General features: G+C 62.4%; 14 protein-coding genes. 8 read left to right on the top strand and 6 right to left on the bottom strand.

The genetic code is table 11. From position 1 onward, the window contains the following. The first annotated feature begins 53 nt into the window (after positions 1-53). Both ABDW57_RS09860 and ABDW57_RS09865 read left to right on the top strand, forming a co-directional pair. Entirely contained in the window at positions 54-935 is an 882-nt protein-coding gene (locus tag ABDW57_RS09860) for a dienelactone hydrolase family protein (protein WP_343730034.1), read from the top strand. Between the two features lie 78 nt (positions 936-1,013). Beyond that, entirely contained in the window at positions 1,014-1,766 is a 753-nt protein-coding gene (locus ABDW57_RS09865) for a ZIP family metal transporter (protein ID WP_343730328.1), read from the top strand. Positions 1,767-1,806: 40 nt separating this feature from the next. Here ABDW57_RS09865 and ABDW57_RS09870 read toward each other — a convergent pair whose 3' ends face one another. The 3 genes from ABDW57_RS09870 to ABDW57_RS09880 are packed head-to-tail and all read right to left on the bottom strand — an operon-like array spanning position 1,807 to position 4,705. After that, a complete protein-coding gene (locus ABDW57_RS09870; protein WP_343730035.1) occupies positions 1,807-2,661 on the bottom strand; it encodes a sulfurtransferase in 855 nt (284 codons plus the stop codon). A gap of 10 nt (positions 2,662-2,671) precedes the next feature. Further along, positions 2,672-3,595 carry a DMT family transporter gene (locus ABDW57_RS09875; protein ID WP_343730036.1) on the bottom strand — a complete coding sequence of 308 codons (924 nt, stop codon included), beginning with the start codon at positions 3,593-3,595 and terminating at the stop codon, positions 2,672-2,674. Positions 3,596-3,604: 9 nt separating this feature from the next. After that, the gene (locus ABDW57_RS09880) at positions 3,605-4,705 is read right to left on the bottom strand and encodes an aromatic ring-hydroxylating dioxygenase subunit alpha (protein ID WP_343730037.1); all 1,101 of its coding nucleotides are present in this window, start codon (positions 4,703-4,705) and stop codon (positions 3,605-3,607) included. A 301-nt stretch (positions 4,706-5,006) separates the two neighbouring features. Between ABDW57_RS09880 and ABDW57_RS09885 the strand changes: the two genes are divergently transcribed. From ABDW57_RS09885 to dxs, 3 genes are read left to right on the top strand one after another with little or no spacing between them, the layout of a single operon-like run. Continuing rightward, positions 5,007-5,270: an exodeoxyribonuclease VII small subunit gene (locus tag ABDW57_RS09885; RefSeq protein ID WP_161057402.1), complete on the top strand. Its 264-nt coding sequence runs from the start codon at positions 5,007-5,009 to the stop codon at positions 5,268-5,270. Continuing rightward, on the top strand, positions 5,267-6,169 hold the full coding sequence (locus ABDW57_RS09890; RefSeq protein WP_343730038.1) for a polyprenyl synthetase family protein: 903 nt from the start codon (positions 5,267-5,269) through the stop codon (positions 6,167-6,169). Before ABDW57_RS09885 ends, ABDW57_RS09890 begins: the two co-directional genes overlap by 4 nt. Then, positions 6,170-8,041: a 1-deoxy-D-xylulose-5-phosphate synthase gene (dxs, locus tag ABDW57_RS09895; RefSeq protein ID WP_343730039.1), complete on the top strand. Its 1,872-nt coding sequence runs from the start codon at positions 6,170-6,172 to the stop codon at positions 8,039-8,041. Here the strand turns inward: dxs and ABDW57_RS09900 are convergent. Further along, complete coding sequence (locus tag ABDW57_RS09900) at positions 8,028-9,221, bottom strand: SGNH/GDSL hydrolase family protein (protein ID WP_343730040.1); 1,194 nt, start codon at positions 9,219-9,221, stop codon at positions 8,028-8,030. The two genes, dxs and ABDW57_RS09900, sit on opposite strands and share 14 nt — an antisense overlap. A 102-nt stretch (positions 9,222-9,323) precedes the next feature. Here ABDW57_RS09900 and ABDW57_RS09905 point away from each other — a divergent pair, with 102 nt between their 5' ends. Beyond that, complete coding sequence (locus ABDW57_RS09905) at positions 9,324-10,229, top strand: LysR family transcriptional regulator (RefSeq protein ID WP_343730041.1); 906 nt, start codon at positions 9,324-9,326, stop codon at positions 10,227-10,229. A 60-nt stretch (positions 10,230-10,289) separates the two neighbouring features. Beyond that, positions 10,290-11,030: a M48 family metalloprotease gene (locus ABDW57_RS09910; RefSeq protein WP_343730042.1), complete on the top strand. Its 741-nt coding sequence runs from the start codon at positions 10,290-10,292 to the stop codon at positions 11,028-11,030. On the opposite strand, the gene ABDW57_RS09915 is transcribed toward ABDW57_RS09910, so the two are convergent. Beyond that, positions 11,031-11,585 carry a cob(I)yrinic acid a,c-diamide adenosyltransferase gene (locus ABDW57_RS09915; protein ID WP_343730043.1) on the bottom strand — a complete coding sequence of 185 codons (555 nt, stop codon included), beginning with the start codon at positions 11,583-11,585 and terminating at the stop codon, positions 11,031-11,033. A 6-nt stretch (positions 11,586-11,591) separates the two neighbouring features. Further along, positions 11,592-12,149 carry a suppressor of fused domain protein gene (locus ABDW57_RS09920; RefSeq protein ID WP_343730044.1) on the bottom strand — a complete coding sequence of 186 codons (558 nt, stop codon included), beginning with the start codon at positions 12,147-12,149 and terminating at the stop codon, positions 11,592-11,594. Positions 12,150-12,250: 101 nt separating this feature from the next. On the opposite strand from ABDW57_RS09920, the gene ABDW57_RS09925 reads away from it, so the two are divergent. Next, positions 12,251-13,729 carry an FAD-linked oxidase C-terminal domain-containing protein gene (locus ABDW57_RS09925; RefSeq protein WP_343730045.1) on the top strand — a complete coding sequence of 493 codons (1,479 nt, stop codon included), beginning with the start codon at positions 12,251-12,253 and terminating at the stop codon, positions 13,727-13,729.

The raw sequence follows: 13,729 nt of genomic DNA on the forward strand, positions 1-13,729 counted from the left end.
AGTATGGACTCCGGCATTCACCGGCGTGACGTAACTTACTACGGAGGTAATGGATGAATGATTTGATGCGGGATGCGGAGAGTTTATTGGGCAAAGCGTTGTCGGACGGCGTGGACCGCCGCGACTTCCTCAAGACCGCCCTGGGCACCGGCTTTGCGGCCGCCACCCTGCCGGTGGTCGCACAAAACGTCATCAAAACCGATACCGCCGGCCTCACTGCCGGCACCATCACCATCCAGGTCAATGGCCAGAACGTGCCGGTGTACCGCGCCCAGCCGGAAGGCAAGACCGATCTGCCGGTGATCCTGGTGATCTCGGAAATCTTCGGCGTGCACGAGCACATTGCCGACGTCGCCCGCCGCTTCGCGAAGCAGGGCTACCTGGCGCTGGCGCCGGACCTGTTCATCCGCCAGGGCGATCCGACCAAGGTGGCCTCGATCGCGGACCTGCAGCGCGACATCATCTCCAAAACGCCGGATGCGCAGGTGTTTGCCGACCTCGACGCCGTGGTGGCCTGGGCCAAGGCCAACGGCGGCAATGGCGACAAGCTGGCCATCACCGGTTTCTGCTGGGGCGGCCGCATCACCTGGCTGTATGCGGCGCACAATCCTGCCATCAAGGCCGGGGTGGCGTGGTACGGACGCCTGAAGGGCGACGTCAACGCCAACTTTCCCAGGCACCCTATCGATGTTGCTGGCATTCTGAAGGCGCCCATCCTTGGCCTGTATGGCGCCAAGGACACCGGCATCCCGCTGGATTCGGTGGCGGCCATGGAAGCGGCGCTGGCCCTCGGCCCGAGCAAATCGCAGATCGTGATCTATCCGAACTCCGGCCATGCCTTCCATGCCGACTACCGCCCGAGCTACGTCGAGGCCGACGCGCGCGACGGCTGGAAGCGGACTTTGGCCTGGTTAATGCAACACAATGTCATTTGAGGGTACAATAACGGCCCGGCCTGTGGGGCCGGTTTCAGTACCAGAGGCTATAACATCGATCCCGTACTCGTTTCCATCATCCTGGCGACCACACTGGCTGGCGTAGTGAGCATCACTGCGGCGGCCGTGTTCTCGTTTACGCTGCTGTCCAAGGTGGTGGAGCGCATGGTCAGCCTGTCTGTCGGTATCATGTTGTCAACCTCCTTGCTGCACGCCTTGCCGGAAGCGTTTGAATCGCAGGCCAGCGCGCGCAGCCTGTTTGCCACCCTGCTGGGCGGCTTGCTGGCGTTCTTCCTGCTTGAAAAACTGGCCATCTTGCGTCATTCGCATCATCACGAGCATGACGGCCATCACCACCACCACGGCCACGACAAGCGCGAAGCCGGCAAGGCCGGCTGGATGATCCTGGTGGGCGACGGCATGCACAACTTCACCGACGGCATCCTGATCGCGGCGGCCTTCCTGGCCAATCCCGAGCTGGGACTGGTGACCGGCCTGGCCATCATCGCGCACGAGATCCCGCAGGAGATCGGCGACTTCATCGTGCTGCTGAACGCCGGCTTCTCGCGCACGCGGGCTTACGTCTACAACCTGCTGTGCAGCCTGCTGGCGATCGCCGGCGGCCTGCTCGGTTACTACACCCTGGACCGCGCCAGCAGTCTGATTCCTTACGTGCTGGTGTTTGCCTCATCGGGCTTCATCTACATCGCCGTGAGCGACCTGATGCCGCAAATGCAGCGCCGCGCCACGCTGCGCGAGTCCATTCCTCAGGTGCTGCTGATCGCTGCCGGCGTGGCCATCGTCGTCTTCCTTACCGGCGGCCGCCACTAAGCCTGTGCCGCCTCAGCGCCGCGCGCCGCCGCAAAGCGGCTTAGTTGGGACCGGTGGCGACCGGACGCGCCGGGTCGCCGACCCACTCGCTCCACGAGCCGGGGTAGAGGGCGGCGCCGGGCAGGCCGGCCACTTCCAGGGCCAGCAGGTTGTGGCAGGCGGTGACGCCGGAGCCGCATTGCATGATCGCCTTCGACGGCTCGGCAAACAGCGGCGCGAAGTCGGCCTTCAGCTGTGCGGCGTCCTTGAAGCGGCCTTCGGCGGTCAGGTTGTCCTTGAAGAAGCGGTTTTTGGCGCCCGGGATGTGGCCGCCGACAGGGTCGATGGTTTCATTTTCGCCGCGATAGCGGTCGTTGGCGCGGGCGTCCACCACGGTGCGCGCTTGCGTCGCCAGGTTGGCCACCACGTCGTCCACCGAGACCGTGGCCACCAGCGATGGCTTGTCGCTGATCGACCCGGCCGGGCGGCTCGCGGTCTGCGTCACCATGGCCTGGCCGGCCGATTGCCATGCCACCAGGCCGCCATCCAGCACCGCCACCGCCGGATGGCCCACCCAGCGCAGCAGCCACCACAGGCGCGCGGCAAACATGCCGCCGTGGGCGTCGTAGGCCACCACTTGCGTATCGTCATTGATGCCCCAGCCGCGCAGGGTGGCGATCAGCGCCGCGCGTTCCGGCAGCGGATGGCGGCCGCGGAATTTGCCGTCCGCACCCAGCTTGGCGCCCGACAGGTCCGTGTCCACATTGGCAAACTGCGCGCCGGCGATATGACCGATGGCGTAGCTGTCGCGCCCCGCGTTCGGATTCATCAGATCGTGGCGGCAATCGAGGATGACCCAGTTCGGATCGTCCAGATGCTGGGACAGGGTGGGGGCGTCGATCAGGGTGGTGTGCATGAATGGTTCCTTATACTTCGCTGGCGATAGGATCGGTAGAGGCAATGGCCTTACCGCGTTCGGTATTGCGGGTATTGTAGAACGTTGCGGCCATGCCCGACGCGAGAATGATGGCGATGCCCGCCCAGCTGTGCCAGTCGAACACATCACCGAAGATGAACACGCCCCAGATACTGGAGAACACGATGCCGGTGTACTGCAGGTTGGCCACCACCAGCGTGTTCCCAAGGCGGTAAGCGCGCGTCATGGCGATCTGCGCGCTGGTGGCGCACACGCCGATGGCCAGCAGCAGCAAGCCGCTGCGCCAGCTGGTGATCGGATGGAATTCGGGGCCGTTGCTGCCGCCGCTGAGGAACACGCCGACGATGCCGGCCGCCAGATTCATCACCGTGAAGTAGAACACCACGCGGTTCTCGGGCTCGCCGGCCAGGCCCATTTTGCGGACCTGCATGTAAGCGGTGGCGGTAATCATGCTGGAACCGAGCGCAATCAGGGCCGGCGTCAGCTGGTTGGCATTGAAGGCAGGGCGCAGCAGCAGGGTGACGCCGACAAAACTCAGCCCCACCGCCACCATCAGCGGCCATTTTACATCGCCGCGCGCATGCCACCAGCCCATGGCAAACAGCCACACGGCGATCCAGATCGGCGACATGTAATTGAGCGTCATGGCGGTGGCCAGCGGCAGCTGGCCGATCGAGTAGTACCACAGCCACAGCGAGATCACGCCGATGATGCCGCGCCACAGGTGGGCGCCCGGCATGGTGGTGCGGAAGGTTTCGCCAGACACTTTGATCATCGTACCGAGGGCGATCACACCGACCACGCCCCGGTACAAAACCAATTCAGATGTTGAGAATTCCACCGAGGCCAGTTTCACACACACACCCATGACGGCAAACATGAAACTGGCAAACAACATCCAAAGTGACTGCATCGTAAAACCTTATAAAGCCATTTTTCTACTGTACCACTCGTGGAAGTGCTGCATGCCGTCTTCCATCGGTGACTGGTACGGACCGCCGTCCGTTTCGCCGCGCGCCATCAGGGCTTTGCGGCCGGCGTCCATGCGCTGGCCGATTTCATCGTCCTCGATGCAGGTTTCCATGTAGGCCGCGCGTTCGGCCTCGATGAATTCGCGCTCGAACAGCACGATTTCTTCCGGATAGTAAAACTCCACCACGTTCTTGGTGCGCTGCGGGCCTTCCGGCCACAGGGTCGACACCACCAGCACGTGCGGATACCACTCGACCATGATGTTCGGGTACAGGGTCAGCCAGATGGCGCCATAGGGCGGCGGTTCGCCGCCGCGGAACTTCAGCACCTGCTCCTGCCAGTGCTTGTAGACTTCCGAGCCGGATTTCTTCAGGCCCTTGTGCACACCCACGGTCTGCACGCTGTACTCGCGGCCGAACTCCCAACGCAGGTCGTCGCAGGTGACGAAGCTGCCCAGGCCGGGGTGGAACGGCTCGACGTGATAATCCTCCAGGTAGACCTCAATGAAGGTCTTCCAGTTGTAATCGCAGTTGTGGACTTCCACGTGGTCCAGCATATAGCCGCTGAAATCCAGATCCTTGGTGACCGACAGGTTGTTCAGCTCCTGCATGACGTTGTAGCCGTTTTGCTCGAACAGCAAGCCATTCCAGCTTTGCAGCTGGGTCTTGGGCAGGTTCAGGCAAGGCGTTTCGGGGAAATGCGGCGCGCCGATCAATTCACCCTTGAGGTCATAGGTCCAGCGGTGCAGCGGGCACACAATGTTGTTAGCATTGCCACGACCATTGAACATCAGCGCCTGGCGATGGCGGCAGACGTTGGAGAGCAGTTCCAGGCCATTGGCGTTACGCACCAGCATGCGGCCTTCATTCTCGGCGGCAAGGGTGGCAAAATCGCCGACATTCGGCACCATGAGCTCATGTCCGACGTAGCGCGGACCGGCTTTGAAGAGTTGCTGCATTTCGCGCTGCAGTAGCGCTTCGTCGAAATAGACGTTAACCGGAAGTTGCGCGGTTGGCCGCGCTAGCTTGGCGTGGGTACCCAGATCGGACATCCAAACCCCCCTTAATTAAAAATTCAAACCAAGAAGAGACAGAATCCGTAAAGACGACCCGCATTCTTATGCGTTGAGGTGGTATTTAGGACAGAACCGGCGATTATACCGTCTTTTCAGCAATTCGGGGTCAGCTCTGTCATTCGGACACGACCTCAGCCGTAGGCGCGCCTACGGCTGAGGCCGTGTCCGAATGACAGAGCTGACCCCGAATTGCGATAAAATCCACTGTTGGCCTCTAATGTCCCACCGGATAAGGTGGTTTGTTCTAAAATATCGGGCTAAGATAACTGAGTGACCTATGTCTAAGAAATTAACCGCCGACGCGACAGCCGCCGCCCTTGCTCCCGCTTCGTTTGAGGAAGCGATGGCGGAACTGGCACAGCTGGTTGCACAAATGGAAGCTGGCCAACTGCCGCTGGAAGCCTCGGTCGCCGCCTATGCGCGCGGCTCGGAGCTGGTGAAGTTTTGCGCCGCCCAGCTGGAAAAAGTGGAGTCGCAAGTCAAAGTGCTGGAAGGCGAGATGCTCAAGCCATTCGTGGTCACCGGCGAGGGCGAACAATGAACGCCGCTTTCGAAGACTGGATGAAAACCGTGCAGGCCCGGTCGGAAAACGATTTATCCGCTTATCTGCCCGCCGCTGACGTTATCCCGGCCAAGCTGCACGAAGCCATGCGCTACGCGCTGCTGGGCGGCGGCAAGCGCGTGCGCCCGCTGCTGGTGTACGCCGCCGGCGCCCTGTTTGGCGCCGATCCGGCGATCCTGAGCCGCGCGGCGGCGGCGGTGGAAATGATTCACGCCTATTCGCTGGTGCACGACGATATGCCGTGCATGGACGATGATGAACTGCGCCGCGGCAAGCCGACGGTGCACGTGGCCTACGACGAGGCCACCGCGCTGCTGGTTGGCGACGCGCTGCAGTCGCAGGCTTTCCTGGTGCTGTCCGAAGCGCAGGGCGACGCCAACCCGGTGCCGCCTGCGCGTCTGGTGGCGATGCTGCGCCTGTTGGCGCATGCCTCCGGCTCGGCCGGCATGTGCGGCGGCCAGGCGATCGATCTGGATAGCGTCGGCATCAGCCTGACTTTGGAACAGCTGGAGCAGATGCATCAGCTGAAAACCGGCGCTTTGCTGCGCGCCTCCGTGGTGCTGGGCGCACTGGCTGGCAAGGAGTTGAGCGACGAGGAATTGAATGCGCTGAATGTCTACGCGCGCGCCATCGGCCTGGCGTTCCAGGTGGTGGATGATGTGCTCGACGCGACCGCCGATTCGGCAACGCTGGGCAAGACCGCCGGCAAGGACGCCGCCGATAACAAGCCGACCTATGTGTCGATTCTGGGTCTGGAACCATCGCGCGCACTGGCAGAAAAATTGCGGCTCGACGCGCACGCAGCGCTCGCGCCGTTTGGAGAAAAAGCTCTGCGATTACGCGAACTCGCGGATTTGATCGTGCAGCGGAAGGCTTAAATGAACTTGCTCGAAAAAATAGATTCCCCGGCCGATGTACGCAAACTGCCGTACAGCCAACTGACGCCACTGGCGCATGAACTGCGCGCTTATCTGCTCGATTCCGTGTCCAAGACCGGCGGCCACCTGTCGTCCAATCTGGGCACGGTGGAGTTGACGGTGGCGCTGCATTATGTGTTCAACACGCCGCATGACCGCATCGTCTGGGACGTGGGCCATCAGACTTATTCGCACAAGATCCTGACCGGCCGCCGCGACAAGATGTCGACCCTGCGTCAGCTGGGCGGCATTTCGGGCTTCCCGAAACGCGACGAATCCGAGTACGACACCTTCGGCACCGCGCACTCGTCGACCTCGATTTCGGCGGCGCTGGGCATGGCGCAGGCGGCCAAGATCAAGGGCGAGCATCGCCACGCGATCGCGGTGATCGGCGACGGTTCGATGACGGCCGGTATGGCGTTTGAAGCGCTGAACAACGCCGGCGTGCAGGACGACGTCAATCTGCTGGTGATCCTGAACGATAACGATATGTCGATTTCGCCGCCGGTGGGCGCGCTGAATCGCTATCTGGCGCGGTTGATGTCGGGCCAGTTCTATGCCGCCGCCAAGAACGTCGGCAAGTCGATGCTGCCTGGCCCGGTGCTGGAGCTGGCGAAGAAGCTGGAAGAACATGCGAAAGGCATGGTGGTGCCGGCCACGATGTTCGAGGAATTCGGCTTTAACTACATCGGTCCTATCGATGGTCACGATCTGGATTCGCTGATCCCTACGCTGCAGAACATCAAGCAGCTGAAAGGCCCGCAGTTCCTGCATGTGGTGACCAAGAAGGGCCAGGGCTACAAGCTGGCCGAGGCCGAGCCTATCCTGTACCACGGCACCGGCAAGTTCAATCCGGCCGAAGGCATCAAGCCGGCCGCCACGCCGGCCAAGAAGACTTACACCGAGGTGTTTGGCGACTGGCTGTGCGACATGGCCGCCGCCGACAAGAAGCTGGTCGGTATCACGCCGGCCATGCGCGAGGGTTCGGGCATGGTGCGCTTCGATCAGGAATATCCGGATCGTTATTTTGACGTCGGCATCGCTGAGCAGCACTCGGTGACCTTTGGCGCCGGTCTGGCGTGCGAAGGCCTGAAGCCGGTGGTGGCGATTTATTCAACCTTCCTGCAACGCGCTTACGATCAGCTGATTCACGACGTGGCGCTGCAAAATCTGGACGTGACGTTTGCGCTGGACCGCGCGGGGCTGGTCGGCGCGGATGGCGCCACGCACGCAGGCAACTACGATCTGGCTTATCTGCGCTGCATCCCGAATATGGTGGTGATGGCGGCGTCGGATGAAAACGAATGCCGTCAGATGCTGACCACCGGTTATCGCTACAACGGCCCGGCAGCGATCCGCTATCCACGCGGCGCCGGCGTTGGCGCGGCGATTGCGAAGGAGTTGACGTCGATTGAAATCGGCAAGGGCGAGATCAAGCGTCGCGGCCAGAAGATCGCGATCCTGGCATTTGGTTCGATGGTGGCGCCGTCGGTCGTTGCTGGCGAGACCCTGAACGCGACCGTGGCGAATATGCGGTTCGTGAAGCCATTGGACGTGGAGCTGGTGAAGCAGCTGGCCGCTGATCACGATTACTTCGTAACGGTGGAAGAGGGCTGCATCATGGGCGGCGCCGGTGCGGCTGTGGCCGAAGCGCTGGCCGCCGAGGGCATCGTCAAGCCTGTGTTGATGCTTGGCCTGCCGGACAAGTTCATTGATCACGGCGATCCTGCCAAGCTGCTGGCCAGCGTGGGCCTGGATGCCGCCGGCATCACCGCTTCGATCAAACAGCGGTTTGCCAGCGACGAGCCGCGGCTGGTCGTTAATAACGGCTGATGATCCGCGCTGCTTCGGCGGCGATTGCTTCGTAGCCGGCGTCGCCGGGGTGCAGGTGGTCGCCGCTGTCGTAGCGTTGCTGCATGCGTGACGGCTGGTCCGGGTCGCGCAGCAGTGCATCCAGATCGACTACTGCGTCGAATTCTCTGCTCTCCCTGATCCATTGATTGACTTGCCGGCGCACCGCGTCCTTGGCTGGCGTGTAGTAGCCGTCGATCTGCGTGCCTTCGAACGGCAGCAGCGTCGCGCCGATGATGCGGACCTTGCGCGCGTGGGCTTGGGCGATCAGTTGGCGGTAGGCGGCGATCATGCGATCGGCGGTCATCAGCGGCTCGTGTGGGGCAAAGATGGATTGCGGCCAGCCGATATCGTTAATGCCGATCAGGACGATGGCGGTGTGGACGCCGGGTTGCGACAGCACGTCCAGCTCAAACCGTGCGACGGCGTTGACGCCCATGCGGTTGCCCAGCAAGCGCGCGCCTGAGATGCCAGCGTTGACGATCGCCGTGCCGTGCAAGCGCGCCGCCAGATAATCCGGCCAGCGCCGATCAGCGTCCGGCGTCGAGCCATTGCCATCAGTGATCGAGTCTCCAAACGCCACCACCGCGCCGCCTGCCGCGGCATCGACCCAGATCGCGCTCAGCAGGGCGCGGCCGTGCAGCGCTTGTGCATCGGGCAGCGTGGCGGCGGCGGTCTGGTTGCCGGCGGCGATGCGGCCGGTTTGCTGCGCGCCCCAGTGGAACGTCGCCAGCGGTGCGCGCTCTGGCAGATACACGCTGATCGCCAGCTTTTCAAGCGCCGCCACCGGCATCTCGACCGCATCGCTTACCAACGGCGCGCCCGCCGGAATCACTGCGCCGTGCTGCCCGCCGAAAGTCAGCGCGATGTCCGCACTCGCCATGTCGCCCAAGTCGCGCGCGATACGCGCCTCACCGATCACGATCGGCTGCGCTCCGTAACGATTCGACAGCACCACCCGCACGCGCCGCCCGCCCACACTGATGCGCGCCGTTTCACGCACCGTCTGCCGCTCCAGCGCCGCAGGCACGCCAGTCGGCAGCACAAAAAACTGATCGCCCCAGGCCGCGTGCGGACTGGCCTGCCACGTTGCCACCCAATTCTCCGCCTGCACAGCCGAGACCACAACCGCGAACACGGCTGCAAAGACATATCGCTTCATGACGCTCTCCTTGATCTGAAAAACGCACGATAGGCCATTCCATATCACGGCGGAAGAGGGTAAAAATGACTATACTTCATTCAAATATGGAATGAGAAAAACATGGACACCATCCGATCACTACGCTGCTTCGTCCGCGCCATAGAACTGGGCAGCCTGTCAGCTGTCGCGCGCGAAGAGGACACAACCCAGCCCACCATCAGCAAACTGATGGCCTCCCTGGAGCGCGAACTCGGCGTGCGCCTGCTTGAACGCAGCACCACCAGCCTGCAAGCCACACCGCAAGGCATGCGCTTCTACCAGCGCGCTCTCGGCGTGTTGGCCGAGTACACCGAAGCCGTGGCCGAAGCACGCGGCCAGACCGAAACCCCGGCAGGCCTGATACGCATCAACGCTCCCGCCGCCTTCGGCCAATTCCGCCTCAATGCCTTGCTCGCGCCATTCCTGGCCGATCATCCCAAAGTCGACATCGAACTCATACTGGACGACCGCATGGTCGATCTGGTGAAAGAAGGCGTCGACATCGCCCTCCGCCAGGGCCACGATCTGCCGCCTGATGCAATCGCACGCCTGGCCGGCATCTCGCCGCGCCAACTGGTGGCCGCACCTGCCTACCTCAAAGCACACGGCACACCACGCCGGCCGCAGGACTTGTCGCGCCACGACTACATCCGTTTTGCCTGGCTGGCCGACGGCGACATGCTCACCCTGCACAACGGCGAACAAACCGAAACCATCCAGACCAAGGGCCGCTACCGCGTCAACAACGCACTGGCCATCCGCGAAAGCCTGGCTGCAGGCGGCGGCATCGGCCTCTGTCCGTTATGGCTGGTGCAAGACCTGCTCGACAAAGGAAAACTGGTGCGCGTGCTGCCAAAATGGCACGGCCAACCGCAGCCGCTGCACCTGCTGTCGCCATCGCGCCGCTACCAGCCTGTGCGCGTGCGCCTGCTGCTGGACTATCTCACTCAACAGATCGCGCTGCTGCCGGGATACAACGCCAGCTGATTTTCCTTGCTCCCGGCTCCAGGTGGCCTATATTGGTATAAACAGTTTATATCAAAGGCCATGATGAAACCGCTCCTTGCAAGCCTGCTATTGTTGGCAGCCAGCGCCTCGGCGCAGGTGCCGGAATCCGGCCGCTGGCAGGAGCTGACCTTCAACCCGGATGAGGTGGACGCCAGCATGGAAGACCGCTACATCGACCGCACTGTCGACCTGGCGGCAGCCGGCAAGCTTGATGAAGACCGCAAACTGCTGGCGCGCGTGCGCTACATCAGCGCAGAACTGATCCGCGTCGCTATTGAACTGAAACCGGAAGCCGCGCAATGGCAATGGGAAGTCCACACCACCAGCGATCCAGAAATCGATGCCATCTGCATGGCGGGCGGGAAGATATTGGTTGGCAGTGCCTTCGTGCGCCAGTTGGCGCTTACTGACGGTGAACTGGCCACCCTGCTGGCGCATGAAGTAGCCCATGTGGTGGCCGAACACCCGCGCGAAACCCTGTCCGAAGCGCTACTGCTCAACCGTTTCCCAGCCGTGCCGCTGGACGTGGTGGTGGCGCGGCTGGACAGCGACCTGTCGCTGCAAATCCGCTTGTCGCAATTATCCAGCCTGCAGGAATCCGAGGCCGATCAACTGGGTATGGTGCTGGCGCACCGCGCCGGCTGGGCGGCGGACGACATGGTCAGCTTTTATCGCAAGCTCGGAGAGGGTGAGCGGGCGGCGCTGGTGTCCAGCGCCTATCCCGCCAGCGCGTCACGCCTCAGCATGGCCAAGGGCATGGCACGCCTGTTCGGGGACTGATCAGCCGCGCTTGCGCTCATGCTGCCACAGCACGTCGCTGCCGCCGGCGTAGCGGTTCAAGACGCGCGACAGCACAAACAACAGATCCGACAAGCGATTCACATACTGGCGCGGATGCTGGTGGATGGTCTCCGCTTTGCCCAGCGTGACAATCGCGCGCTCGGCGCGACGGCACACGGTACGGCAGACATGCGCCTGCGCCGCCGCGCGCGAACCGGCCGGCAGAATGAATTCCGTCAGCGGCGGCAAAGTGGCGTTGTACTTGGCCAGCAGCTCGTCCAGACGCTCAACGTGCGCTTCCTTGATCATCTGATAGCCAGGGATGCACAACTCGCCGCCCAGATCGAACAGATCATGCTGGATGGTGACCAGTTCCTCGCGCAGATCGGCCGGCATATCCTCGCACAGCAGCAGGCCGATATGCGAATTCAGTTCATCCACTTCGCCAATCGAAGTGATGCGCACGCTGTCCTTGTCGGTGCGGCTGCCGTCACCGAGACCGGTGGTGCCGCCATCGCCGGTACGCGTGGCGATTTTTGAGAGTCGATTGCCCATGATGGATCAGCCTTTCGGTGCGATGCTGGCGCGGCGCGGGTTGTAGGGATCGAAGCCCGGCGTGTTCCAGAAATCCTGGATGCCCTTGGATTCGTACATCGGCACTTCCTCGTCGTACATCGGGAACAGGCCGGCTAGGAAGATGGTGCGGTCGGGTAGCTCGAACCTGATCTGCTCCTCGTTCATGAACTGGGGGCGATATACGAAGCAGGCGTTCATGGCGCTGTCCTTGGACATCGGCTGATCCAGCTTGAACGAGGCCTGGTAGTGGAACGAGCTATCGTTAAAGAACGATTGCGCGATGTAGGCGGCGGCGCTGCCCCAGCCGGTATCCTTGGTGTGCAGCGTGAAGCTGAGTTCCGGCTTGCCGTGCTTCCAATTCGGGTGGTTGGCATTGGAAAGGCCGCAGGTGACGGCAGTGAGCATGCCCTGCGCCGGGAAATCCTCAAAATAAAAGATCAGCATGCGCGGACGGTTATCCAGCGCCACCTGACCGATCCTGGCCTGTACGCCGAACCGTTCTTCCAGCGCCAGGAGCCAAGCCTTCTCGAAATTGTATTCCATACTCGTGTTCCAGTGGTTGTAGTAGCTGCGCCCGAAAGAATACAACAAATCAGCGTTTGTGCTTACAATTGTCTCAATCTGTGTTTTCAGGCGACTAACCCATGAACACTGTTTCGGATCTTGCTGCGCGGCGCGAGCGGGTGGCGGCGGCTTTGCTGCAGGTGCTGCCGGCGCGCGCTGTTTTGTCGGCGGTGGAGGATACCCGTCCGTATGAGTGCGACGGCCTTGCCGCTTATCGCCAGCTTCCCATGATTGTGGTGCTGCCCGATAGTGAAGAGCAGGTGGCGGCAGTGCTGAAGGTCTGCCGCGAGCTGGGCGTGCCGGTGGTGCCGCGTGGTGCCGGCACCGGCCTGTCCGGTGGCGCGATGCCGATTGCGGATGGCGTGGTGCTGTCGACTGCGCGCCTGAACCGCATCGTGCGCATGGATGCGTTTTCGCGGACGGCGGTGGTGCAGCCGGGCGTGCGCAATCTGGCGATTTCGGAAGCGGCGGCGCAGCATGGTTTGTACTACGCCCCCGATCCCTCCTCGCAGATCGCCTGCACCATTGGCGGCAATGTGGCCGAGAACTCCGGCGGCGTGCATTGCCTGAAATACGGCCTGACGGTGCACAACGTGCTGCGCGTTCGCATGGTGACGATCGACGGCGAGGTGGTGGAACTTGGCAGCGAGGCGCTGGATGCGCCGGGGCTGGATTTGCTGTCGGTATTTATCGGTTCCGAGGGCATGCTGGGCATCGTCACCGAAGTGACGGTCAGGCTGGTGCCCAAGCCTGCCACCGCGCGCGTGATCATGGCCTCGTTCGATGAGGTGGTGAAGGGCTGTCACGCAGTGGCGGCGCTGATCGCTGCCGGCATCATTCCGGCAGGCCTGGAGATGATGGACCAGACTTCCTCGCGCATGGTGGAGCCGTTTGTGAAGGCGGGCTATGACACCGATGCCGCCGCCATCCTGCTGTGCGAGGCCGATGGCACGGTGGAGGAGGTGGAGGAGGAAATCGCCCGCATGTCGGCGGTGCTGAATACGGCTGGTGCGATCGCCATCGCCGTGTCGCAGTCGGAGACGGAGCGGCTGAAATTCTGGTCCGGCCGCAAGAACGCCTTCCCGGCCGCCGGTCGCATCTCGCCGGATTACTACTGCATGGATGGCACGATTCCGCGCAAACGCCTGGGCGAAGTTTTGGCCGGCATTGCGGCGATGGAGGCCAGGTTCGGCCTGCGCTGCGCCAACGTATTCCATGCCGGTGATGGCAATCTGCATCCGCTGATTCTGTTCAATGCGAATATTCCGGACGAGTTCCATCGTGCCGAGGCGTTTGGCGCGGAGATTCTGGCACTGTGCGTGGAAGTCGGCGGCACCATCACCGGCGAGCATGGCGTCGGCATCGAGAAGATCAATTCGATGTGCGTGCAGTTCAAGCCTGCCGAATTGCAGGCGTTCTTCTCGGTGAAGCGCAGTTTCGATCCGCATGGTTTGCTAAATCCCGACAAGGCTATTCCCACGCTGAACCGCTGCGCCGAATTTGGCAAGATGCGCGTCAGCGGCGGCGTGCTGCCGTTCTCCAACCTTCCGCGTTTTTGA

It is taken from the genome of Duganella sp., assembly GCF_039595735.1.
Classification (GTDB): Bacteria; Pseudomonadota; Gammaproteobacteria; order Burkholderiales; family Burkholderiaceae_D; genus Rugamonas.

Excerpts from the sequence above, each read along its gene's own strand:
- dxs (WP_343730039.1), top strand. The coding sequence starts at position 6,170 with ATGAACTTGCTCGAAAAAATAGATTCCCCGGCCGATGTACGCAAACTG.
- ABDW57_RS09860 (WP_343730034.1), top strand. The coding sequence starts at position 54 with ATGAATGATTTGATGCGGGATGCGGAGAGTTTATTGGGCAAAGCGTTG.
- ABDW57_RS09925 (WP_343730045.1), top strand. The coding sequence starts at position 12,251 with ATGAACACTGTTTCGGATCTTGCTGCGCGGCGCGAGCGGGTGGCGGCG.
- ABDW57_RS09900 (WP_343730040.1), bottom strand. The coding sequence starts at position 9,221 with ATGAAGCGATATGTCTTTGCAGCCGTGTTCGCGGTTGTGGTCTCGGCT.
- ABDW57_RS09875 (WP_343730036.1), bottom strand. The coding sequence starts at position 3,595 with ATGCAGTCACTTTGGATGTTGTTTGCCAGTTTCATGTTTGCCGTCATG.
- ABDW57_RS09870 (WP_343730035.1), bottom strand. The coding sequence starts at position 2,661 with ATGCACACCACCCTGATCGACGCCCCCACCCTGTCCCAGCATCTGGAC.
- ABDW57_RS09885 (WP_161057402.1), top strand. The coding sequence starts at position 5,007 with ATGTCTAAGAAATTAACCGCCGACGCGACAGCCGCCGCCCTTGCTCCC.
- ABDW57_RS09910 (WP_343730042.1), top strand. The coding sequence starts at position 10,290 with ATGATGAAACCGCTCCTTGCAAGCCTGCTATTGTTGGCAGCCAGCGCC.
- ABDW57_RS09905 (WP_343730041.1), top strand. The coding sequence starts at position 9,324 with ATGGACACCATCCGATCACTACGCTGCTTCGTCCGCGCCATAGAACTG.
- ABDW57_RS09880 (WP_343730037.1), bottom strand. The coding sequence starts at position 4,705 with ATGTCCGATCTGGGTACCCACGCCAAGCTAGCGCGGCCAACCGCGCAA.
- ABDW57_RS09920 (WP_343730044.1), bottom strand. The coding sequence starts at position 12,149 with ATGGAATACAATTTCGAGAAGGCTTGGCTCCTGGCGCTGGAAGAACGG.
- ABDW57_RS09890 (WP_343730038.1), top strand. The coding sequence starts at position 5,267 with ATGAACGCCGCTTTCGAAGACTGGATGAAAACCGTGCAGGCCCGGTCG.
- ABDW57_RS09915 (WP_343730043.1), bottom strand. The coding sequence starts at position 11,585 with ATGGGCAATCGACTCTCAAAAATCGCCACGCGTACCGGCGATGGCGGC.